This is a genomic window from Cytobacillus sp. QJM3NY_8, from assembly GCF_056173585.1.
Genome location: NZ_CM149681.1, coordinates 1,681,998 through 1,705,778, shown reverse-complemented (window position 1 = coordinate 1,705,778; position 23,781 = coordinate 1,681,998). Strand labels below are relative to the sequence as shown.

At 39.2% G+C, this 23,781-nt stretch carries 21 protein-coding genes and 1 pseudogene; 6 read left to right on the top strand and 16 right to left on the bottom strand.

Annotation, left to right across the window (positions count from 1 at the left end; all coding sequences use genetic code 11):
* Positions 1–118: 118 nt before the first annotated feature.
* The 10 genes from ptsP to AC0VZ9_RS08895 form a co-directional block, all read right to left on the bottom strand.
* Positions 119–1,834, bottom strand: coding sequence for a phosphoenolpyruvate--protein phosphotransferase (ptsP, locus tag AC0VZ9_RS08940; protein WP_009331019.1), 1,716 nt, complete (start codon positions 1,832–1,834; stop codon positions 119–121).
* Complete coding sequence (locus AC0VZ9_RS08935; protein ID WP_035328512.1) at positions 1,834–2,100, bottom strand: phosphocarrier protein HPr; 267 nt, start codon at positions 2,098–2,100, stop codon at positions 1,834–1,836. Before AC0VZ9_RS08935 ends, ptsP begins: the two co-directional genes overlap by 1 nt.
* A 454-nt stretch (positions 2,101–2,554) precedes the next feature.
* Entirely contained in the window at positions 2,555–2,845 is a 291-nt protein-coding gene (locus AC0VZ9_RS08930) for a hypothetical protein (RefSeq protein WP_009331021.1), read from the bottom strand.
* An 85-nt stretch (positions 2,846–2,930) separates the two neighbouring features.
* Positions 2,931–3,728 carry an ABC transporter permease gene (locus AC0VZ9_RS08925; protein ID WP_009331022.1) on the bottom strand — a complete coding sequence of 266 codons (798 nt, stop codon included), beginning with the start codon at positions 3,726–3,728 and terminating at the stop codon, positions 2,931–2,933.
* An 11-nt stretch (positions 3,729–3,739) separates the two neighbouring features.
* Complete coding sequence (locus AC0VZ9_RS08920) at positions 3,740–4,399, bottom strand: ABC transporter ATP-binding protein (RefSeq protein WP_009331023.1); 660 nt, start codon at positions 4,397–4,399, stop codon at positions 3,740–3,742.
* Positions 4,400–4,513: 114 nt separating this feature from the next.
* Entirely contained in the window at positions 4,514–5,752 is a 1,239-nt protein-coding gene (locus AC0VZ9_RS08915) for a hypothetical protein (protein ID WP_009331024.1), read from the bottom strand.
* Entirely contained in the window at positions 5,749–6,945 is a 1,197-nt protein-coding gene (locus AC0VZ9_RS08910; RefSeq protein ID WP_009331025.1) for a DUF58 domain-containing protein, read from the bottom strand. The genes AC0VZ9_RS08915 and AC0VZ9_RS08910 overlap by 4 nt, the downstream gene beginning before the upstream one ends.
* 1 nt (position 6,946) lies before the next feature.
* Positions 6,947–7,885, bottom strand: coding sequence for an AAA family ATPase (locus AC0VZ9_RS08905; RefSeq protein WP_475397276.1), 939 nt, complete (start codon positions 7,883–7,885; stop codon positions 6,947–6,949).
* A gap of 674 nt (positions 7,886–8,559) precedes the next feature.
* On the bottom strand, positions 8,560–9,303 hold the full coding sequence (locus tag AC0VZ9_RS08900) for an SDR family oxidoreductase (protein WP_217030205.1): 744 nt from the start codon (positions 9,301–9,303) through the stop codon (positions 8,560–8,562).
* A 148-nt stretch (positions 9,304–9,451) separates the two neighbouring features.
* Positions 9,452–9,646, bottom strand: coding sequence for a hypothetical protein (locus tag AC0VZ9_RS08895; protein ID WP_475397275.1), 195 nt, complete (start codon positions 9,644–9,646; stop codon positions 9,452–9,454).
* Between the two features lie 275 nt (positions 9,647–9,921).
* Between AC0VZ9_RS08895 and AC0VZ9_RS08890 the strand changes: the two genes are divergently transcribed.
* Positions 9,922–10,110, top strand: a complete 189-nt coding sequence (locus AC0VZ9_RS08890) for a YkvS family protein (protein ID WP_009331029.1) — start codon at positions 9,922–9,924, stop codon at positions 10,108–10,110.
* Positions 10,111–10,309: 199 nt separating this feature from the next.
* Here the strand turns inward: AC0VZ9_RS08890 and AC0VZ9_RS08885 are convergent, their stop codons facing one another.
* Entirely contained in the window at positions 10,310–10,420 is a 111-nt protein-coding gene (locus AC0VZ9_RS08885) for a DUF6254 family protein (RefSeq protein WP_019381647.1), read from the bottom strand.
* Between the two features lie 312 nt (positions 10,421–10,732).
* Between AC0VZ9_RS08885 and AC0VZ9_RS08880 the strand changes: the two are divergent.
* Both AC0VZ9_RS08880 and AC0VZ9_RS08875 read left to right on the top strand, forming a co-directional pair.
* A pseudogene (locus tag AC0VZ9_RS08880) lies at positions 10,733–11,285 on the top strand (lysostaphin resistance A-like protein).
* Between the two features lie 198 nt (positions 11,286–11,483).
* Complete coding sequence (locus AC0VZ9_RS08875) at positions 11,484–12,167, top strand: hypothetical protein (RefSeq protein ID WP_475397274.1); 684 nt, start codon at positions 11,484–11,486, stop codon at positions 12,165–12,167.
* Between the two features lie 49 nt (positions 12,168–12,216).
* Here the strand turns inward: AC0VZ9_RS08875 and AC0VZ9_RS08870 are convergent, their stop codons facing one another.
* Entirely contained in the window at positions 12,217–13,275 is a 1,059-nt protein-coding gene (locus AC0VZ9_RS08870; RefSeq protein ID WP_009331032.1) for a YkvI family membrane protein, read from the bottom strand.
* Positions 13,276–13,472: 197 nt separating this feature from the next.
* Between AC0VZ9_RS08870 and AC0VZ9_RS08865 the strand changes: the two genes are divergently transcribed.
* Positions 13,473–15,617 (top strand): ATP-dependent Clp protease ATP-binding subunit, encoded by a 2,145-nt coding sequence (locus AC0VZ9_RS08865; protein WP_009331033.1) that lies wholly within the window; start codon positions 13,473–13,475, stop codon positions 15,615–15,617.
* A gap of 128 nt (positions 15,618–15,745) precedes the next feature.
* Positions 15,746–17,079 (top strand): IS3 family transposase gene (locus AC0VZ9_RS08860; RefSeq protein WP_475397273.1). Its coding sequence is split into 2 segments (ribosomal slippage): positions 15,746–16,118 and positions 16,118–17,079, totalling 1,335 coding nucleotides; the frame shifts between segments, so codons are not numbered across the junction.
* Positions 17,080–17,141: 62 nt separating this feature from the next.
* Here the strand turns inward: AC0VZ9_RS08860 and AC0VZ9_RS08855 are convergent.
* The 3 genes from AC0VZ9_RS08855 to AC0VZ9_RS08845 form a co-directional block, all read right to left on the bottom strand.
* Positions 17,142–18,836, bottom strand: a complete 1,695-nt coding sequence (locus AC0VZ9_RS08855; protein ID WP_217028262.1) for a M3 family oligoendopeptidase — start codon at positions 18,834–18,836, stop codon at positions 17,142–17,144.
* 135 nt (positions 18,837–18,971) lie between these two features.
* Positions 18,972–19,427, bottom strand: a complete 456-nt coding sequence (locus AC0VZ9_RS08850) for a MarR family winged helix-turn-helix transcriptional regulator (protein WP_009331038.1) — start codon at positions 19,425–19,427, stop codon at positions 18,972–18,974.
* 102 nt (positions 19,428–19,529) lie between these two features.
* Entirely contained in the window at positions 19,530–21,113 is a 1,584-nt protein-coding gene (locus AC0VZ9_RS08845) for a bifunctional metallophosphatase/5'-nucleotidase (RefSeq protein ID WP_475397272.1), read from the bottom strand.
* A gap of 130 nt (positions 21,114–21,243) precedes the next feature.
* On the opposite strand from AC0VZ9_RS08845, the gene AC0VZ9_RS08840 reads away from it, so the two are divergent.
* A complete protein-coding gene (locus AC0VZ9_RS08840) occupies positions 21,244–22,746 on the top strand; it encodes a PAS domain-containing sensor histidine kinase (protein WP_009331040.1) in 1,503 nt (500 codons plus the stop codon).
* Between the two features lie 37 nt (positions 22,747–22,783).
* Here the strand turns inward: AC0VZ9_RS08840 and AC0VZ9_RS08835 are convergent, their stop codons facing one another.
* Complete coding sequence (locus AC0VZ9_RS08835) at positions 22,784–23,776, bottom strand: phosphotransferase enzyme family protein (RefSeq protein ID WP_009331041.1); 993 nt, start codon at positions 23,774–23,776, stop codon at positions 22,784–22,786.
* Between the last annotated feature and the right edge of the window lie 5 nt (positions 23,777–23,781).

The window sequence follows — 23,781 nt, the reverse complement described above, 5'->3', positions numbered from 1 at the left end:
GGCCGGCTTAAAAAGGGGGGAAAATGAGAATGATCAGCTTACTTAAGACTGACCTAAGTGCTTACTTCTTATTTACCCGGGAAATTATATTTAAAACTCTTTAATTATTTCAATTTAATTACAGTTTCGCTGCTTCTTTTACAGCTTGGACTACTTCTTCTGCTGTATTCATATGAAGCGCTTTTTCAGCCAGTGCTTCCATGTCTTTTTTGTTTAGGTGACTGATTTGAGAACGAGCTTTAAGGATCGACGTAGCGCTCATAGAGAACTCATCAAGTCCTAATCCCAGCAGCAATGGAATTGCAGTTTCATCCCCAGCCATTTCACCGCACATGCCTGCCCACTTTCCTTCCTTGTGTGCTGCGTCAATAACCATTTTAACTAAACGCAAGATTGCAGGATTATACGGCTGGTAAAGATAAGAAACACGCTCATTCATTCGGTCTGCAGCCATTGTGTACTGAATTAAATCGTTTGTGCCTACGCTGAAGAAATCAACTTCTTTAGCAAATTGCTCAGCCATAACAGCAGTTGAAGGAATTTCAACCATAATACCAATTTCAATGTTGTCAGCAACCTGTGAGCCTTCGCTTATAAGCTTTTGTTTTTCTTCTTCAAGGATTGCTTTGCCCTGACGGAATTCATCGAGAGTTGCAATCATAGGGAACATGATTTTCAGGTTTCCATAAGTGCTTGCTCTTAACAAAGCCCTTAATTGTGTCCTGAACATATCCTGTTCTTCCAGACATAGGCGAATCGCCCTGAAGCCCAGGAATGGGTTCATTTCCTTAGGAAGATTTAGATAAGGAAGCTCTTTATCCCCGCCAATATCAAGCGTACGGACTACAACCGGTTTTCCGCCCATTCCTTCCAGGACAGCTTTGTAGGATTCAAACTGCTCCTCTTCAGTTGGAAGCTGGTCTCTTCCCATATATAAAAATTCCGTGCGGTAAAGGCCAATTCCTTCTCCGCCATTTTCAACTACGCCCTTCAGATCTTTTGGAGTGCCGATATTGGCAGCCAATTCAACATGATGGCCATCAGCAGTAACTGATTTTTCGTTTACTAGCTTTGCCCACTCAGCTTTTTGATCCTCGAATTTGCGGTGTTCTTCTTTGTATTCGGCGATGGCCTCTGGGGTCGGATTAATATGTACCAGACCTTTTAATCCATCCACGATAACCAGGTCACCATTTTTAATTTGCTTTGTGGATTCCTTTGTCCCCACTACTGCTGGAATTTCCATGGAACGGGCCATAATGGCAGAGTGAGATGTCCTGCCTCCAATGTCAGTTGTAAAACCTTTTACGAACTGGCGGTTCAGCTGAGCAGTATCGGAAGGGGTCAGGTCTTCAGCAATAATGATTACTTCTTCTGCAATCATGCTGGGATTCGCAATTTGCACTCCAAGCAAATGAGAAAGTACGCGTTTTGTTACGTCACGGATATCCGCTGCACGCTCTTTCATGTATTCATTGTCCATTTGTTCGAACATTGTAATGAACATATCTGCTGTCTCTTTTAAAGCAGATTCAGCATTTACTTTATCTGTTTTGATTTTATCTTCAATTGGCGAAATTAATTCCGGATCACTTAATACAAGAAGATGAGCATCGAAAATAGCAGCTTTATCAGCCCCAAGTTCTTTATGGGCATTATCGCGGATGACTTCCAATTCACCTTTAGATTCAGCTAATGCCGACTGAAAGCGTTCCACTTCTTGTTCAGCATTTTCTACTGTCTTTCTATCAAAAGAGAGATCCGGCTCAACCAAACGGTATGCTTTCGCTATTGCGATACCGCTTGACGCCGCAATTCCATTTAAAAAGCTCATTATTCAGCCAAACCTTCTTTTTTCAGTGTTTCTTCAAGGCTGTTAAGGGCATCCTGTTCATCACTGCCTTCAGCAATAATAGTTATATCTGCACCTTGTCCAACACCTAAAGACATAACACCCATGATTGATTTTAGGTTTACCTTCTTTTCCTTGTACTCAAGGTGAATTTCTGAGTCAAATTTGCTGGCAGCTTGTACAAGCATTGTAGCTGGACGAGCGTGAATTCCTGTTTCTGCAGTTACTTTAAATTGTTTTTGAACCATATGGGATCAATCTCCTTCTTATTAATGATTGTATTAAGATGTGCAAGGCGTTGCCTCACGAACTTAAAGACGGGAACTGGAACTTATTCTGCAAATCAGCAGCAGGATGAAACAGTAATGATGCCGGATATTTCGTCCTATATGCTGTTTTATTTTTTCCAACGCCCTATTATTCATGTATATAGTTGTTCAAAAAGGCTGAGAAAAATTAATAAAATCACTTCGTCTCGAAGCTTCTCTGCACTTTGAAAACTTCCATAAAATCAGGAAATATTACCTGGCTGCAATTAAGTCATCGGACAACTTACATCTCAGACAAAAGAATAGCATTTCACATTCATTTAGACAATGAAAAACCCTTAATTTTTCACGTTTGTTCACACTTTTTTGAGTAAAACGCTTTCATTTGCCAATGATTTCTACTTAATGTTTCAGATCCAATATTCCTTTTGATTTATGGCTGTGGATGATACTTATCTTGTTTTCTAACCAGTTTTGAAGTTTCTTTGTATTGAAGTACATTATAGCTGATTCGCATTTTTGAAATGGTTCCCTTTAGAGCCGTTTCATGATCGCATTCCCGGTCCGTATACAATGTGGCAAGATCCGATACGGATCGCGAAAGCATTTCTATGACATGTTTCAAGTCTTCATGATTATAAGAAGTGCTGTCTTCCATCAGATGCTCTAAAATATCTTGAGATAAACTTTTCACTCTTAATGCTTTTTCGGATTCAACTTTCATTATTTTATCCCGCCTTTTTGATTGATTTTTTCATTATATGCGGGCCAGAAGAGTGAAATGCTGTGAGCTTAGGCTATTAAGCAATCTAGTTCTTTCCTTCCGGAAAAAATTGGGCATCCAGATTGAAAAAATTCCTATGAGCCAGAAGGATGAATAAGATTACCGATAAACCTACGCTTCCCAATATCCCCAGCAGAATAACAATCTGATATTCAATCGCAAGCAATGGGCTGACTCCTGATAGAATCTGCCCTGTCATCATCCCAGGCAAAAATATGATGCCCATTCCCAGCATATTATTGATAGTCGGCAGAACAGCAGAATCAAAAGCATGATTAACATATGGCTTAACTGCAGCTTTTGGATCAGCGCCAAGCATTAGTGCACCCTCAATCATATCTTTTTGAGTTGTAAAGGAATTTAGAAGCTCCTTTACACTTAAAGTAATGCCTGTCATGGAGTTGCCAATTATCATCCCTGCTATTGGAATAAAGTAGCGTGGATCATACCACGGCTCAAAATGAATAACTACAAAATTAAAAAACACAAGACAAAAGGATGTACCGGCTATCATGGATATCGCAATGGTTTTCTTAAGGTTTACTGAAAGCCTGGTTCCAGCCTGTTTATATATTGTATAAATAGCAAAACCTTCCATAATCAAGATAACACCTAATGTCAACAGCGGATTGGAAAATTCAAACAAGCAGGTTAATACATAGCCTGCAATTACGAGCTGAAGTGTCATTCTGAAAGCTGCAATAGTCAGCTTTTTCTCACGGGCGATTCCTCTCACTTTAAAGATAATGATAAGAAGAAGCACAAATAAATAAGCTGATATTAGCCGCCAAAATTCAATATCAATAATGGAGCTATTTTCCATCATAATCCCCCTTAGATATTCTTCTCCATCTCCTCCCTGAACGGCAGCTGGGATAAATCAATCCTTTCATCTGCATATTGCTCATTGACTTTCCTGGAGTGAGTAATCATGATTAATGAAGCATGCTTCTTTTTAATTTCCGCGATAAAATGACCCAAAACCATCATTTCGGTGTCTTCGTCCAATGCAGCAGTCGGTTCATCCAGCAGATAGACATCAGCTGCAAGAAGCAGAATTCTTGCCAATGCCAGCCGCTGTTTTTCCCCGCCGGAAAGAGTCCCTGCATCTTCATCAAGCTCCTTAGTCATTTGCATATTATGTAGTGCCTGCTTAAGTACTTCATCACCATCAGGTTTAGATCCGTTGAGCATATAACCCATCATCAAGTTATCTTTTATTGTGCCAGGAAATATTAATGGAACCTGCGATAGCATGACTGCCTTTCTTCTGTGCTGGACAGAATCTATATCTTTTAGCGGGGCGCCTTCATAGAAGATTTCACCAGAATCCGGGGAAATCATTTTGTTCAGCAATTTCATGAGAGTTGACTTTCCAGCGCCGCTTTCACCCGTAATACAAGTTACTTTTTCTTTTCTTATGTCAAGATGATCCACATTCAAAATATTATTAACCCTTACTCCTCTTATTGCGAATAGCAAATCTGTTGTCATATGCAGCTCCTTTTCCAGTTTCCGTATACCCTCTAGCTTATCCCTTTAATCGCAATAGCTTGTATTGGTTTTAAAAAAGCCCTTTCCCATATGAGAAAAGACTATACACATTATTTATTTAGAGTTTTTCTTTGCCTGTTTCCTTTTCAAATTTTCCTTATGAATCCTTTTTATTTCTTTTTTTATTTGATCCACTGCATGTTTATATTTCTCAACGCTTTGAGTGGACATGTTATTGCTGTATCGGACTATTTCATAGGCATCTACAATCTTTTCGGGGTCCTTGAGCCCTATTCTATCAAACCATTCAGGCAAGCTTTCGGACTCTTTTCTTCCCAGGTCAAATTTAGCTGCATGTCTTTCCAGGTGAAAAATCTCTTTACGGATTTGATTTTCAGGAGCAATATGCTGAAACCTCCTTGACAGCAATGTTCCTTCATCTTCAATCTGCTGACTATAAGAGGCAAATACAGCTCCATTTTTCACGAATCTTACCTTTATAGTTTTTTTATAAATATAAATGAACAGAAAAATGATAACTATAATAAACAGGATAGATATTAAGGCAGCAGGATCTATGTATTGCCCGCTTTCCCCCAAATCAGCAGGTTCCTTGAAGAGTACATCGTTATCACGGCTTTCATTCTCAGATAAGAACTTCATATGCACTGCCCAATCCTGTTTCTCTGCCCAATTAAACAGCGGTGAAGCAATGATGGCAGCTGCAGAAGCAATTAATTTTAGGATACCAAAGAATAGGAACTTGACAGTTCCCATACCGAAGGAAACTACCATGCCAACTGCAAGAATTGAAGCAGTCAGTGACAAGAAATAAATTAAAAACCTTTTCTTTTCTTTCGCATTTGCATCCGATTCAATTATACGTTTTATAAACCCTCCAGAGATGATAAAAAACAGTTCAAATATCATTAATCCCACAATTTCTCCAGTATAAGCACCGTCCTTTATGGCCGAAAAGATAACCAGGAAAGTTCCGAAGAAAACCGTAAGCAGAATCCACCAGCCCTCAGGCCGGTTATTATGTTCATTGAAATGAACATAAGTTCTCCAAAAAACCAAAAAACTCATCAGTACTATAAAAAACCAGGAAAAAGAGAGAAAATTTCCGATTACATATAATAAAGGAAGCTCTAAAAGAAAAAAAAGAACCTTCCCTTTTTCTCTAAATCTGATGAGCAGAATTATAAAGGCCATTCCTGCAGGAAAAACAAGCACAAAATATTCAGTGAGAGGAACAGCCGCTTCATTAGCCATATAAAAAGGGAATAACACTAGTGCTCCAAAAATGATTTCAATGCCAAGAAGAAAACTCACTTCAAACATTTTTTTCATTGTATTGCCACTTCCTTCGCTTTCACTTGAAGCGGCCTCAATTCGGCTTCTTCATTAAGCAGTTGCAGTTCAAATAAAAATGCTCCTTTTCGGCTGATATTAGTTATTGCGCTGGAAGCCGCTGGATTCAATTCTCCTGCATGAAGGAAATAAGGCTGACTAGTCAAATGTCTTTCATAAAAGGAAAGCATTTTTTCATAAGGGTAAATAGAAGAATGATTATCTACAACAGCCAGCATTTCAAGCACCTTTTGCAGATGATCTTTTCCAGATGCAGCAGATATAAAATAAAAGGGAGTGCTGCCAGCAGTCCGGATATTTATACACATGGAAAAAGGGATATTTTCCTTAACACAAATATAGGCAATTTCTGCTGCGCTGCTGATGCGTTCTTCCAGTTGTGCAGATATTGAATGTCCAGCTGAAACATTAAGCGAAATATTCCAGCCTGTTTCCGCAGCTTTTTCAAAGACCTTTGTTTGCAAACTCTGTTTCCTCGCACTTGCCTTCCAATTGATCCGATTAAAACTATCAGATGAAACATACTGCCTTGTTCCGGCTGGCGAAAAATGATCCTCAAAAAGTGAATAGGCGGAAAGAAAAGTGCCTGGGCGGTCTGTAAAGAGTGACAGGATATTTTTAACTGGCAGACGACTTGGATAGACCAATGCATCCTGCAGCAGTTGAGCACGATATTCAAGAATGGTTTCTCCAAAACCTATAAAGTTAGGAATATATAACTCCAATTTTCTTATTTTTGAAACTCCCCTTTTCCTTGCAGAAATGGGGATTGTTATTATTTTTCTTTCATTATGATTTAATGAAAAAGGGATAGAAAGCTCAAAATTCCCCAGCCTGGGCTCCAGATTTTGATCCACCGGACAAATACAATCGTCAAATAAAATCCTTAATTCTCCCTTTAAAATGGGAAGCCCTTTATTATCAAATTCCAAAATCCATTTTGCTTCTTGTCCGGCAAACAATTTGTATCTGACCTTCGTGTTTTGCAGACTCAGCTTTTCCCCCAGGTGCTTCATATAATATGTATTGGCAGATATTATAAGCAGAAAAAGGATTGATGCCAGAAATACTTCCCATGATTTTAAATAAAAGCTTGCTATTAATAAAAATACGGAGAATACACTTGAAAGGGACAAATACCCGTCTTCAGCATGATACTTTTTCCACTCCATACTAGAGAGCACCTGACTCTACAGGAACTGGCACAGATTCCAGCACTTCTTTCAGAACCGACTCAGGGCTTTTTGTCATAGAAGCTTCAGTGGAAAGGAAAATCCTATGACCAAGCACAAATGGAACCATTTCTTTAATATCATTAGGTATCACATAGTTTCTTCCCTCCATAAGCGCTTTGCCTTGGGAAGCTTTCATTAAGGCAAGCATTCCTCTGGGACTTACCCCCAATACAATATCCGCATGTTCACGTGTCTTCCTTACAATATCCAGCAAATAAGCTTCAACAGGCTCATTTAGAATAATTTTGCCGGCATCCTTCTTTAAATTAATGATTTGATCTAAGATGAAAATGGCATTGACTTCCGAAGGAGCGGCACCGCTTCGATACATTTGAAGCATCGCCTTTTCCTCTTCCCTGCTAGGATAATCCATTTTAAGTTTCATAAAAAAACGGTCAAGCTGAGCAACAGGTAGCGGAAATGTCCCCTGCTGAGATTCAGCCGGATTCTGTGTAGCTATAACCATAAAAGGTGGGTCAAGTCTAATTGTGTGTCCATCAATGGTGACCTGGCGCTCCTCCATAACTTCGAGAAGACTTGACTGCGTTCTTGGTGCTGCACGATTAATTTCATCAGCAAGTACAACATTCGAGATAATTGGCCCAGGATGAAATTCAAATTCCTGATTTTTCGGATTGAAGAAAAGTATACCCGTGACATCACTCGGCAAAACATCCGGTGTAAATTGAATGCGTGAGAAATCCCCATTAATGGTGCGGGCAAATGCTTTGGCAAGCATTGTTTTTCCAGTTCCAGGCACACTTTCCAATAAGATATGGCCATTGAATATTAAGGAAATGGCCATCAATTCAATTTCCAGGTCTTTCCCTGATATTACTTTCCCAATTTCTGTTTTAAGCTTGTCCATATATTTCATTTTTGCCCTCCTGTTCACTTCCATGCTGCTCTCTGCGTTTTAGATTGACTGGTATAATTTTACTAAAAAATATTACTATTTACAATTATCTGATAGTTTGCCTGACAAAAAGAAAAACGCATGAATAATAAATCCAATACGCTAATTCCTGACTAATCAGCTTATAAAGTTTTCAGTTTGTTCCATACGAAAATTAAAATTCCGGCAGCAGTAATAGCGGCTCCAATAGCAGTACCAGGAAGAAAGGCATTAATCTCCGTTACCAGGACCAAGGATGATTGGAAGTTCTATATAATAAAGCCAGAAATGCCACAAGTAAACCTATATGGACATGGACAGGCGTTAATAGGTATGAATGAGTACTTGACATACAATACCCAAGCAAAATTCCCACCGCAAATTAAACGGATGAAATCATAATCATAGTAATTCCCACTAGAATCACTCGCTCTAATTGTTCTAAAGCATTTAAAGGATATGAGCCTGTTCGTGTTTATAACTTATTTATCATTTTTCACAGTAAATTTACAAAGAACTCAACGCGATTTAACGAGGCTATTTTACAATGTCTTTAAGACAGGAGGCGAGAATAATGATTAACATCCTGCTATGCCTTATTTTCATTGGTGCAGTTTTTGTGCTGAATATCGTATTATTAAGAAAATAGACAGTTATTATGGTTCATAAATCATTTTCCTTGTCATGCCTCCATCTACCGTTATGTTTTCTCCTGTTATAAAATCATTTTCTGGATCGGCTAAAAATAGGCAGGTCCTTGCAATGTCCCCGGGTTTTCCAACCCTGTTGGCAAAATGCTGTTTATGATCAATCTTCCTGAGACTTTCATAATCTCCTGTTTCAATCCAGCCGGGACTTATACAATTAACTCTGATCCCTTTTTCAGCGAGCGTGCTGGCCAAAGCATGGGTGATCGCCATAATTCCTCCTTTTGATGCTGAATATGCTTCTGTATTGCTTTCAGACATTACAGCTCTCGTCGATGAGAGATTAATAATACAGGATCCTTGTTTCATCAATTTGGCAGCTTCCCTGCTGCACAGGAAGACACTTCGAAGGTTCGTATTGATCACTTCATCCCACAATTCCACAGTCAGTTCAAAAAATGAATGAAACTTTGAGACGCCAGCGTTATTTATTAGAACATCAATTGCTCCAAATGAATCATAAACCTTTGTTATAAGTCCCTTGATTTCTGCTTCATTCTTAACATCTGTTCTGATAAACATGCTTATAAGTCCATTTTTGTTCAAGCTTTCTTCTAAATTTTTCCCCTTCATCTCATCTAAGTCAGCGATGACTACATTGGCCCCGTTCGCTGCGAACGTCTCGGCAATTCCCTTGCCAATTCCGCTGGCTCCTCCGGTAACGATGACCGTTTTTCCTTTAAATTTGCTCATACCTTTTCATTCCCTTCAAACTTGTAATATTGCTTTTATACCCTGCTTGCTTATCTTTCTATTCAATTTTTCATAAAGGCATGCATGAAAGACACCTGAGACGCTCAGGTGTCTTTCCTATGCTTTATATTTCAGTGTCATTCCTTTTTTAGCTCCGGGGCGAATCTAAATATTGATATATAACGTGTCCGCCTCTTTGGGCAACTCCGCGGAAGTGTTTAAAATCCTCCCTGTTCACTATGACACTCCGAAATGGAAGAAAGTCATCTTTTGAAACATGATATTCAGAAATGATTCCATTTTTTAATTGATCGAGCACTTCCTGGATTTGTTCATAATTCATTACTCAGAACTCCTTTTATTTCTATTCTTTCCTTATCATAAATAAAGTGCTGTCAATTTTGAAGTATCTAATATTATATTTGCATACCAATCATTTTTTCTGAATATTAAATAATTTGAATGTACAAATTTTTTTTATCTGGTATAATATTACCAACCTAATGCTGTAATAAATTACCTAAGCATCAGTGGAATTGCAAAATTCTTTACGCATTTCATAATATAGTGCAAACTGTTATTACCAGCGAAAGAAATGGACAAAAGGAGAGATGCTTTTTGAAGAAAGCAGAGGTTGGCAATATTATTGAGTTTCGTGACGGATTACAGGGAATTGTAGAAAAAGTAAATGAGAATTCTGTTATTGTTGATTTAACGTATATGGATAACTACCGTGATTTGGAATTAGATCAAAGAACAGTTGTCAATCATAAAAATTACAAGGTAGTAAGAGAATCAGCAGTATAAAAGAAAAAATGAAAGCGTATTCTTTCGGAGTCTAAAAAAAGCAGCTCTCTTGCTGCTTTTTTTATTTTTTTATTTTATCTTTGCCATTCAAGCCTTTTGATGCTTTTTGCTCCACCGTCCTCTTTTTAGTTTGCAAATTAAACAGGCGCAGCCTTGGAATTCTGCACATACGCGGCCCCCTGAATAGGAGGCCAAGATATTATTCCTTTTCCCCTGACAGTTCTTTTAAGGATTTCACTTTGCCATGAGGATGCTGATCCTGCTTTCTTACCGTCCAGGCACGCTCTTTTTCTCTTTTTGATTTCGTCATTATACATACCTCCCTTCTCATGGGCTTATGATTAGCATTTCTGCATTATTTTATCTTATCGTTTCCAAAGAAATCTTTTCCTTACTTTTTAGGATTGTTTTTTGTTAGAATAGTGTTTGGTTATTTTTAATAGATAAGAAAGTTTTTTTGCTTTGAGAACTGTCCAGCTGCAGCGCCTGCTCCCTCGAGTTCATAAGCTTGTTGGGGGTGGGCAGGGCGCTTCCGCTTTTCTTATTGAAAGGAGATTAAAAATTGAAGAGTGTTGCCGCAGATCTCCGCTTTATTGGCGGGATATTACTCGCTCATCTGCTTATGTATTTTACATTTCAGGATAAATCAATTTTTTGGTATATCTTTTCTGCCTCTTTACTGCTTCTAATCAGTTATTCCATCATAATGGAGGAAGTGGAAGACAAGGCCTCATTTGGGACATTTATTACCTATGGGGCCCTTTCAGGTTTTCTATTGTACGGTCTTTTTTGGGCCGGCTACAGTTTATTTGAAATACTCAATCTTCCCCTTGTTAATCAGGTTGAAAAACTATATGGCCGTTTTTCGCCTTCCTTTATCTGGCACTATATTGTGCTGATTTTAATCATTGTTCCAGGAGAAGAAGTCTTTTGGAGAGGGTTCGTTCAAAAGAGATTGATGAAACTTACGACTGTTAAGTTATCCATCATTCCTATCGTCTCTCCTCTATTCTTCAGTTCATTTTTATTCAGGATACTGGATGCTGGCCTTTGCAGCGTTAATCGCAGGCCTCTTCTGGGGATGGCTTTACGCATGGAAAAGAAGCATTCCGCTAGTAATCGTTTCCCACCTGATTTTTGATTTATTGATGTTTGTCCTGCTCCCTTTTTATTAAAATGGCCACGTGCAGATTCAATGTTGATTAGACAATCCTTAATGGATTGTCTTTTTTTAAAGTTTTTGTTGAGTCTTGTCGATGTTTTACATAAATGGTAATGTACTAATTAATAGGAATTTATATGTAACTCTTTTATTCCACTTACGTCTAATTATGCAAAAGCGCTAGAAGTAACAACGGGAGGATGGAACATTAATGAAATTCATGGCGAAATTTATGTTAATTCTGGGTTTATTTGCTGTTATCCTGGCAGGCTGCGGCACGTCTCAGAATGATTCCGGCAATGGATCAGATCCTGGGCAAAATGAAGAAGAAACAGCTTCAGATGGACAGGATGGACAAGAGCAAACTGAAGAACAGGATCCAGCAGAAGAGGGCACTGTGGATGAAGGACAGAGCGTAATCAGAATCCTTGAACAGAACATGACTTATACGGTTGAGGGTGAAGCCAAGGAAGAGACTGCCTTCCTGAAACATAGTGATAATCAGAATTATTCTATGTACGTTCTGCCCGCCTATGAACTAACTGCCGAGGAGCCTAATAAGGATGTTTTATACCTTTCAGAAAATGATCAGGTATTCATGCGTATTGAACTTCTTCCGAATGATGCAGATTGGAACATGATCGAAGAAAACACAAAAGCACAATTAGGAGCTGTTAGCGAAAATGTGCAGACAGCTGATGCTCCTTCAGATGATTTTTACAAAGATGCTAATGTTATGAAGGCTGAAGGAAACGGCGAGAAGGTTTCAGCCTATCTAGTGAAAAACGAAGATCTTTCACTGAAGCTTACCCTATTCAATAAGGAAGAAGCTGATCATGAAGAGGCTTTCCTTCAGATGGCGAAAACCATTATGAAAGAGGAGTCGCAAAAATAATGGAGTGAATAAGAGATCCGTGCAAAACGGATCTCTTTATTTAGCTTTTTTAAGCTTTCTTGCCTTTACTTCCATTATCAAATGGTTTCATCCACAGAAGAATAATAAATGTCAAACTTACATATCCGAAAACCGGATATAAATAGGAAAGCAAGGTTCCGTAATTGATCAAACTGATAAAGTAACAAACTATAAAGATAAAGCCCACAATTATAATACTCGGCACGGAAATATATTTTTTTACCTGCCTCTCGATCCCAAACACATTCCCAATAACAGAAGTGAAAATTTCACCATAGATGACAAAAACAAATATCCAATAGAAAGATGATGCCAATGTCTTCACAATTGCGGCCATTGGGATATCATAAGCCTGCAGATTTGGGAGCATCATCAGTGTCAAATGGCTGGAAAGCAGGATAAGAGTCAGTGCGGCTCCACCAAGGTATCCACCCCACTTTATTGTCCGATCATCATTTATTTCTGAAGCCACAGGCACTAAGACTGCTTGTGCTAATGTCAAATTCAGAGCCGTATATGAAAACGGAGCCACAACTGCTTTCCATCCATCTTCAGCATATGGGATAAATAGAACCTGATCTGCAAAACTAGGAAGCTTCATGCTTATGAACAATAAAATAAAGCTAAATGCAATCATCATTGGAACAACAAACGTATTCACAGCGAATAATCCGCGAATGCCCACTATCATTGTGATAATCGTTAACCCTATCGTTATGAGCAACCCTGCAGTTTTGCTGATGCCGATCTGTTCTTCAAACACTGCACCAGCTCCCGACAGCATGACGGCGCAAACGCCCAGCAGCATAAACAGCATCAATATATTAATGGCAGAACCAAAAAATCTTCCAAATAAATATTCATTCAATTCCTGATATGATGCAGCCTTTATTCGTGCAGAGATTCTCATTAATTTGGAACCGAGAAAAATAAAGATATAGCCGCTCATTATAATCCCAATTAATCCGATAAAACCAAATCGGGAAAAAAACTCCACAATCTCTCTGCCAGTGGCAAAGCCCGCTCCCACCACGGTTCCCACATAAACGGCAGCGATCTGGAAAGCTGCCCCCCAATTTGTCTTCACTTAATCTCCTCCTTCCTTTCCAATATATGTAGGCTAGTACAAACAAAGACGAGCTTTTTTGCATTATGGCTAAACTTCAGTTTTGGTTAAAAATAACAATACAAATCACTTGAAAGTCAAAGAAGGTCAAATTATAATGTGGATATTAGGTCAAATATAGTCAAAGTCAGACCAAACTATTAATGGAGGGATGCAAAATGCTTTGTCAAAAATGTCAAACAAAACAAGCAAATGTACAATTAAGACTGAATGTGAATGGAAATGAGCGTAATCTACACCTATGCCATAACTGTTATGAAAAGCAAAATAGCCTTACTTCCTTTGGGCCTGCTTTGAGCGGTTTTTCAGGTTTTGGCCAAATGCCATTAGAGGATTTCTTCAAGAAAATGGCTGCATCCCAAGGGAATGAAAACTATGCTCTAAACGAAGCACCGGGATACAGTCATGGCAACGGCGGTTTTATAGATCAATTCGGACAAAATCTTACACAGCTTGCCAAAGCTGGTTTAATCGACCCAGTCATCGGACGGGACGATGAAGTATATCGTGTGATTGAAATATTAAATAGAAGAAGCAAAAATAATCCGGTCTTAATCGGTGAACCAGGAGTAGGAAAAACAGCTATTGCCGAAGGGCTAGCCATTAAGATTGCCGAGGGAAATGCACCAAAGAAACTTCAAAATAAAGAAGTCTATTTGCTTGATGTGGCGTCTCTGGTTGCAAACACAGGCATCCGCGGCCAATTCGAGGAACGCATGAAGCAGCTGATCTCTGAGCTTCAGTCACGGAAGAACATTATTCTCTTTATAGATGAAATTCATCTTCTTGTCGGAGCAGGATCAGCTGAGGGGTCAATGGATGCAGGCAATATTCTGAAGCCAGCCCTTGCAAGAGGAGAGCTTCAAGTGGTCGGAGCAACCACTTTGAAAGAATACCGCCAAATTGAAAAAGATCCTGCACTAGAACGCAGATTCCAGCCTGTACATGTAGATGAGCCGACACCTGATGAGGCAATTAATATCCTGTTTGGACTGAAACAAAAATATGAAGACTATCATGATGTTTCTTTTACAGAAGATGCCATCAAGGCATGTGTGCAGCTGTCAAGCCGCTATATTCAGGATCGGTTCCTGCCTGACAAAGCCATTGATTTAATGGATGAAGCAGGTTCTAAAATGAATCTTCAATCAGGATATATACCTGCAGATGATATTGAAAATCAGCTGAAAGAAATCAGCAGGCAGAAAGAACTTGTATTAAATGAAGAAAAATATGAAGAGGCTGCAAAACTCCGTGAAAAGGAACTAAAACTCCAGCAGGCACTAAACGGGGACAACAAGGCAGAACGGCCAGTTATTGACGTTAGCCATATTCAGGAGATTATCGAAAAGAAAACCGGGATTCCTGTCGGCAAATTAGCAGAAGATGAACAGGAAAAAATGCAGAACCTTGAGGAAAGCCTTGCTGAAAAAGTAATCGGACAGGCGGAAGCCGTGCAAAAAGTTTCAAAGGCAATTCGCCGAAGCCGTGCAGGACTTAAATCAAAGGACCGCCCAATTGGATCATTTCTATTTGTCGGGCCAACTGGGGTCGGAAAGACTGAGTTAACCAAAACACTTGCCCAAGAGCTATTCGGCTCAAAAGAAAGCATGATAAGGCTTGATATGAGTGAATATATGGAAAAACACAGCGTATCAAAAATTATCGGTTCCCCTCCAGGATATGTGGGTCATGAAGAAGCCGGACAGCTTACTGAGAAGGTGCGCAGAAACCCGTACAGCATCATTCTGCTTGATGAGATAGAAAAAGCACATCCGGATGTACAGCACATGTTCCTTCAAATACTGGAGGATGGACGCCTGACAGATAGCCAAGGCCGCACTGTCAGCTTTAAAGATACAGTCATTATCATGACCAGCAATGCAGGAGCTGGGCAAAAGGAAATCCATGTTGGATTTGGCACAGCTGACGCCGTCATGGAGTCAAACATTCTTGAATCACTCGGCAGCTTCTTTAAGCCTGAATTCCTGAACCGTTTTGATAGCATTATTGAATTTAAAGCTTTGGAAAAAGAGCATTTATTGAAAATTGTCGACTTAATGCTCAATGACCTTCAGGAAACATTAAATGAGCAGGATATAAAATTGACTGTTACCCAGGAAGCCAAGGAGAAATTAGCAGCAGAAGGATATCATCCTGCTTTTGGCGCACGGCCATTAAGAAGGATCATCCAGGATGAACTTGAAGACAAGATTGCTGATTTCATCATTGATCATGGCGGAAATAGCCAATTACAGGCCGATCTCGAAGACGAAGCAATTGTTATTAAACCCATCCGCTAAAAAGAACGAAAAGAGCCGGAATTAAATAATTGAACTATACCCTAGATAGTGGACACTGATAAAAAAGTGCCCCTTTCTGGGGTTTTTTGTGTTTCAATAGTTTTAATGAATAAGGCGGAGGATTTTTTATGAGTAAGAATATCTATAATGAATTCCAAATGAAAGAGCTTGAAAAGAATCCTAATGTTTTGAGGGCTTCTGAGAGGTCAATCTCCTATAGTTCTGAATTTAAGATAAAAGCAGTGGCGGAGTACAAAAGTGGGAAAACACCATCGCAAATCTTTATTGAACAAGGCTTTGATCTCGAGATGATTGGCAAGGAACAGCCAAAACGTTGTCTTAAGCGTTGGAGAGAAACATTCGAAAGGTTCGGGGAGGAAGGTTTCCTTACGGAACGTCGAGGTAAAGGGAGCACTGAACGTCCTTCTTCTAAACAACTTTCCATTGAGGAGAAACTAAGGAAGGCTGAGGCAAGGATTAAATTCCTTGAGGCAGAGAATGACTTCTTAAAAAAGCTGGAAGAACTAGAAAGGCAGGCGTTGATGAAGAAACGATTCTAACGGCAGCTGAGAAGTTTTCTTTAATTGAGAAAACCATCAGAACATATCAGTTGAAAAAATCTGTTTCCTACCTGTGTGAACTGGCAGGCGTAAGTCGAAGTGGCTACTATGATTGGCTGAAGGCAGCACAATTACGGGCACAACGTGACGAGAAGGATCAATTGGATATAGAGTTAATTCGAGAAATATTCATAAGTAAAAAAGAAAAAGTAGGTGTCCTCCAGATCAAAATGATTATGGAGAATGATTATTCATCGGTAATGAACCACAAAAAGATTAGGCGTCTGATGGCAAAATATAATCTTGTAACAAAAGTAAGGAAAGCCAATCCTTATCGTAAAATGGCTAAGGCAACCCATGAGCATCGATCTTGTCCCAACCTCCTTAACCGAGAATTTAATCAAGAAGAACCAGGAAAAGTCCTGCTTACTGACATTACTTATCTCTATTTCGGAAAGGGACAAAAAGCATATTTATCCTGCGTAAAAGATGGAGCTACCAAAGAAATTGTCGCTTATCATCTATCCACTTCGTTAGAAATGGATATTGTATATAAGACGCTTAAAAAGTTAAAACAAGCTGTCGGCGACCATTTTCATCCAGAAGCCATACTGCACTCTGACCAAGGTTTCCACTATACCCATCCCCAATTCCAAAGCAAAGTAAAAGAACTTGGCTTAATACAATCGATGTCCCGAAAGGGAAACTGTTGGGATAACGCACCAATGGAAAGTTTCTTTGGGCACTTTAAGGATTTAGCAGAGTATAAATCATTAGATAATTTAGGAGATGTTAGAAAAGAAGTGGATCGAGTGATTGAGGAATATAACCAGCATCGTTATCAATGGGGCTTAAATAAAATGACCCCGGAGCAATACCGGGGCCATTTACTAGCCGCATAGGCGCTTTTTAAACTGTCCGTAAATCGGGGCACAGTTCAAACTTCCGGCTCTTTTTTATTTGTTTATAAACTTTTATCATCCACTGAATTCAGCCAATTCTCAATTTCCCCGATAACTGACTCGACACATCCCTCTTCAAAAGGAGAAATCAACCCAGCTTCTTTTACCAGTCCGGTAAAAGGTTTGCTGCCGCCAAGCTGGCACAGTTTCAAATAATCTTTCCATGCTGCTTCCTGATTCTCCCGGGACCGTTTCCAGAATTGGAATGCACAGATCTGTGCCAATGTATAATCGATATAATAGAAAGGTGAATTGTAGATATGGCCCTGCCGCTGCCAGAATCCGCCGTTCTCCAAATACTCATTGCCATCATAATCTTTATGCGGCAAGTATTTCTTCTCAATTTCTCTCCAAGCCTGTTTTCTTTCCTGAGGTGATGCATCCGGGTTTTCATATACCCAATGCTGGAATTCATCAACTGATACGCCATAAGGCAAGAATAGCAGTCCTCCACTCAAATGGGAAAACTTGTATTTCTCAGTATCATCTTTAAAGAAGCCCTCCATCCATGGCCATGTGAAAAATTCCATACTCATGGAATGAATTTCTGCAGCTTCATAAGTTGGCCAGTTATATTCAGGTATCTCATAATGACTGCTTGAATACACCTGGAATGCATGGCCTGCTTCATGAGTAAGAACATCAATATCTCCTGACGTCCCATTGAAGTTTGAGAAAATGAATGGGGATTTATAGTTCTCAATATAAGTGCAATAGCCGCCCCCTGCTTTTCCCTTTTTGGCCACCAGGTCCATAAGATTATTTTCTCTCATATAAGAGAAAAATTCACTGGTTTCTCTGGAAAGCTCATCATACATTTTTTGTCCGTTTTCAATAATCCATTCAGGATTGCCTTTGGGTACAGCATTTCCTGTTTTAAATTCAAATCCTTCATCGTAAAATTTCAGCTTGTCAACGCCAATCCTCTCTCTTTGCCGTTCCTTTAGCCTTGTGGCGATTGGGACGATGAAATCCTTCACCTGCTTGCGGAAATTTGCAACCATTTCGGCGTTATAATCAGTTCGATACATACGGAAATAAGCCAGTTCAACAAAATTCGAATATCCAAGTTTATGGGCAATCACTGTTCTAACCTTGACAAGCTCATCATAAATACGGTCCAGCTCTTTCTCATTATCTGCCAGGAAACCAAAGCGTGCCTCGCTTGCTTTTTTGCGCATTTCCCGATCTGTAGATTCAGTAAATGGCTCCAATTGGGCAAGAGTGCGTTCTTCACCTTCAAAATGAATTTTGGCTGAAGCAATTAACTTAGTATACTCTGATGAGAGCTTATTTTCTTTTTGCAAAAGCGGAACAATCTCTGGCGAGAACACCTTCAATTGGGCTTCCGCAAGTGCAAAAAGCTGATTCCCCCATTTTTCTTCGAGCTCTGCCCTGAACCTGGAATTAACCAAAGCCTGATAATACTTTGTAACAAACCCTTCTACTTCAGGCTGAATCTCATCCATATAATCCTGCTCTGCTTTGTAAAATTCATCATTCGTATCGACTGAATGACGGATATAACAAAGGTTGAACATAGTGCCGACATCATTGCGAATATCATTAATTTCTTTCATAGCTTGATTTTGCTGGTCTGCAGAAGCTGCGTTTTCAAATTTCTCAAGCGCTGCTTCGAATTTCCCCTGTACTGTATCAAGATCCGGACGAACGTATGTATAGTCTTCAAATCTCACATTATTGCCCCCTCGTGTATATGTAAATCGATTTTAATTAAACCACTAAACTATTTCGACAATATTTGGTTAATTCCTCCCCTGAACATATCTATAAAGCACAAAATAAAAAACAGCCGGTCAAGGCTGTTTTAGTTATTGTAAGCTATTTTTATCATTGGAGATAGATAGTCCAAGCTTCTTTAATAACTCAATGGCTGTTCCTTTTTCTTCTGGAGTAAGCTCGGACATTAAAGAATGGATATGCTTTTCATGGTCAGGGAATATGTTTTCGATAAAGTCTTTTCCCTTATCTGTTATTTGCGCAAAGGTAACTCTTCTGTCATTAGGGCATGCGACCCTTTTCAACAAGCCTTTCTGCTCAAGCTTGTCCACTACATAAGTGATGCTTCCGCTGGCCAATAGTATTTTCCCGCCGATTTGCTGCAAAGGCTGGTCACCCTTATGGTATAGCAGTTCCAGAACAGCAAATTCAGTTGGATTCACTCCATATGTTTGTATTAGTTTATTTACATTTTCATTTATTGCCCTATATGCCCTGGACAGGACAATAAACAATTTCAACGATTGGTCAATTTGTTCAGACCCCATTTTATCCAATCCCTTTTCCTTTTAATTAGTAGCGTATACATAAATTCAATTCTCAATCATTATAGAAAACAGGAAGAAAGCTGTCAATTTAACACATCCGGATCATTTGCCCGAAACAACCTCCCAATTGTGATTAAGAGTTGGAATTACCTTTTTCTTTTCCCAAAAATAGTCTGCAATCAATTCGGTCATATCGGTTAAAATCTCTTTCACCACTGGCTTATCCTTGAACATGTTGTAGCCTCCCCCGCCTGCAGCGCGGTAATTGTTCATTACTACATGATACTCGTCATCTTCCCTGATTGGATGCCCTTTATACAAAACCTTTGTAATCCGGCTGCCCTTTTGTCGTGAAACATCTATTTTATACTCAATACCTTCCCACATATCGTAATTATAATGCTGTGGCTTTGGATTTGAAAAATCAGGATTCACTATAATTTTTCCGTCACTGTTCAATTCAAAATAAGCTGCAGACCGCTCCAAAGCATCTTTAATGTCCTTTCCTGCAACTCTGAGGACACATAATGAATTTGGATAAATATAGTTAGAAACAATTTCTCTCATCGTTACTTTAGACTTGAATCCTGGTGCCCCCTCATGAAATAAGGCAGTGCAGGAAATATCAGCACCTGAGGCTTCCATCTGCACTTTATTAATGAATTCAATCAGCGGATGCTCCCCTGTACGTGCCTCAAATATATCATCAATCAGCATATCACCATCAATTTCACCGATCTCCGTATCCAGCCATTTCTGGGTTTTGGATTCATAATACCCAGCCAGCTGCAGAACCTCATTATCAGACGGTATTCCGTCGGGATAGATTAACGCAGAGTGTTTATCATCAATCAGCCAATCATTATGTTTCTTTCTGAATTTAACGGTGACCTTTGCAAGCGCTTGACCATTAAATCCCGGCTGAACAACAGCCACACCATTTACTTGTTCTCCTTCAATAAAACGGTGCTGATGCCCGGTAATCAGAACATCGATTCCAGGAACTTCTGTACAGATCCGGTATGCTTCATTTTCTCCTGTTTGTTCTTCCGTCTCTTCACCAGTTCTGATATCCTTTTCAAAGCCGCCATGATAAGAGACAATAATCACATCCGGCTTTTCTTCCTCCTGAATATATGAAACCCACCTTTTTAAGCTGATCACCGCAGATTCAAAAACAAGATGTTCAATATGCTGCCTTTTCTCCCAATTGGGAATATACTGGGTTGTAACACCTATAACTGCTGCTTTCAAGCCATTTGGGAAGGATTTTATTTTATAGGGAAGCCCGAAATACGTTTCTTTTGTTGAATTAAATAATATATTGGCTGACAGCCATGGGAAATTGGATTCACTGACAGCTCTTGCAAGTGTGTTCTTTCCATAGTTGAATTCATGGTTTCCGATTACAGCTGCATCGTATTCAAGTTCATTTAATATTTGAATCATGGGATTTTTTTGGTTATTTAAGTATCTGGAATAATAATAAGTTAGAGGAGTTCCCTGGATCAGATCCCCGTTATCAATAAGTATAGAGATCTCAGATTGTTCCTTTTCTTTCTTTATTATTGCTGCAAGCTTGCCCAGCCCATGACCAGCATGCTCACCAGTTCCATAATAATATGGATAAACATGTCCATGGACATCACTTGTAGCCAAAACCGTGAGAAAAACTTCTGATTTCATCAAACCCCTCCTTACATATAAAATATCATTCCTTTGTTAGAAATAAACCTCTTTTAACACAAAATGGTATAATATTGATAATGTCAGTTAGATATGAATAAATTAACCTAATTATGCTGGAGTTAACCTGATGAAAAGTCGAAAACGAAATTTACTACTATATTTAATCGCAGTAATTATTCCCACTTTGGCCGGCAGCATCTTTTTCTTTATGGACTCTGTTAAACAAAATGATGAGGAAAGGCTGGAAGAAGCAAAATGGATTGGCTCCATACACCAAAGAAGCTGGGACCAGTTTATTTCCGAAACTGTGACCACACTTGATATGTTATCACTGACTGCTGGAAGTGCTGACACTCCCTCTGATAAACTGGAGCCTCTGCTCCAAAAAGCCAATCAGCTGGATCCGCGATATGGCGGAATTTACCTTCTTAATCCCAGCGGAAAGGTTCTTACAGGGTCCAATCAATTCTTAGCGAACTCCGATTTATCTAATAAGAAATATCTTAAAGAGGTTTCGCGCACGAAAGATATTGTAATCTCTAACTCCCCTGAAACACTAACCAATGGGCAAACAGTCGTTGGGATAGGAAAACCCGTGTTCAATGACAATGGAGATGTAATCTCTATTATTGTGGCACATATGAGGGTGGATTACGTACAAAATATCATGAGACTTCTTACTCCAGAAGCAAGACTTTCTGTCCTTAATTCTGAAAGGGAAACGATTATGGATATCAACATGAATGGTGACTCATCATTTTCCAGCCAGAATAGCATCTCAATTCCAATTGACAGGCTTCCCTGGAGTGTAAAAGTAGAATTGCCGCCAAGAGATATGCTGGCAATTGTCAAAGATGCTTTTAAGGCTATCCTTGTATTAATGATTATAAGCCATATTCTATTTCTCTTTATTAAGTATTTAAGGCTTAAAAAGCAGAATGAAGAGGAAAAAAAGGAAAATGAGCTCCAAAAACTGGAACTGGTGGGTACTCTGGCTGCCAGCACAGCCCATGAAATCAGGAACCCTTTAACAGGAATAAAAGGTCTTATACAGCTATTAAGTGAAAAATATACGAATACACATGACCAGTATTACTTTTCAGTTATAAATGATGAGATCAGCAGAATTAATGAAATTGTAAGTGAATTTTTAATTCTGGGTAAACCTGCAGCTCAAAAGATGGAAACCCTGGATTTGAGAAACATCATAAAGGAATTGGAACCGTTGATATTCTCCGAAGCCAATTTACACAATGTCACTTTTGAATCTGCTATTTCAGATGAACCTGTCATGGTCGAATGTACGAAAGACCAGATGAAACAGGTTATCCTGAATTTAACGAAAAACGCTTTTGAATCGATGGAGGGCGGAGGAAAGCTGACAATTAAACTAAATAAAATGCATTCTAAGTGTCAGCTTAAAATTGCGGACACAGGTTCAGGCATCTCTGAAGATGAAATTGAAAAGATTTTCCATCCATTCTACACTTCAAAGGAAACGGGCACGGGCCTTGGCCTCGTAGTCTGCAGGCGCATTCTGCATTCTTTCGGCGGTGAAATTTTTATTACAAGCAAAGAAACTAAAGGAACGCATGTAGATATTTTTCTGCCCATCAAAAACGACGCATAAAAGAAGGAAGGTGCTCGCTCGGAGGCACCTTCTTTTTTTAACTCACATAGATTGGAGCATTTCTTTCAATTCTTTTCTTGATCGTCTCCATCATAAATAATAGCTGCGAATTCCTTTCCTCAGGTGCGATTTTTTTATGCAGGACAGAATAAAGTGTGATATCTCTCAGTCTCAGAAATAAGGGCAGCTGCCTTCCCAAATCTTCGGGAATTTCATTTTCCAGCCGATAGCCATCCAAAAAGGAGTCAAGGAATTGCTTGCCGAATATTTCCATTTCCGCTTGATCCGCCTCTTTAAACTTATATAAAAGTGAGTAATACAGCGGTATGGCTATATCTGATGCAAACCAATGATAGCAGCAGTCATCGAAATCAAATACTTGTATATCTTTCCCATCATAAAAGAAGTTTCCGGAATGGAGATCAGTATGAATAAGGCCATAATTGTTTATATGTTTTGGCAAATTTTGAAGCAGATTCAACAAATCTTCTGTATGCTTAATGACCAATTGATCCTCTTCAGGTATATATTTCTCAACTTTAAGCAATTCTTCGTCATCCCATTGCATCCGCGGTACAATTCCAGCTGATGGCATATATGATTTAGTGGCTGCATGCATTTTCCCTACCGCACTTCCCCACGCATGAAATAACTCCTTATTGAATTCCGGTGCCCGAACACTTATTGGTTTTCCCTCTGCTTTTGAAAACAGGCAGGCGTAAAAGGCAGAATCGTCCCCAGCTGTTAACCGCTCAACCAAATTCCCATTCTGTGATGGAAAAACTTCTGGAACCTTTAAACTCTTCGATTTCAGATAACTCATCCAGTCTGCTTCTGATAAAAGCTCCTCAAGCATGCGGTGAGATGAGTGGGTAATCCTCAAAATATATGCTTTTTCATCTTTATAAACCTCATAAACATAGTTTTCAAAGTCACCCAGCTTTTTATAATTTCCTATATTTAAAGAATAGATTCTAAGGAAATTAGTGAGAATATCGTCCGTCATTAAAGCATCAACTGCTTTTTCCATTGGCT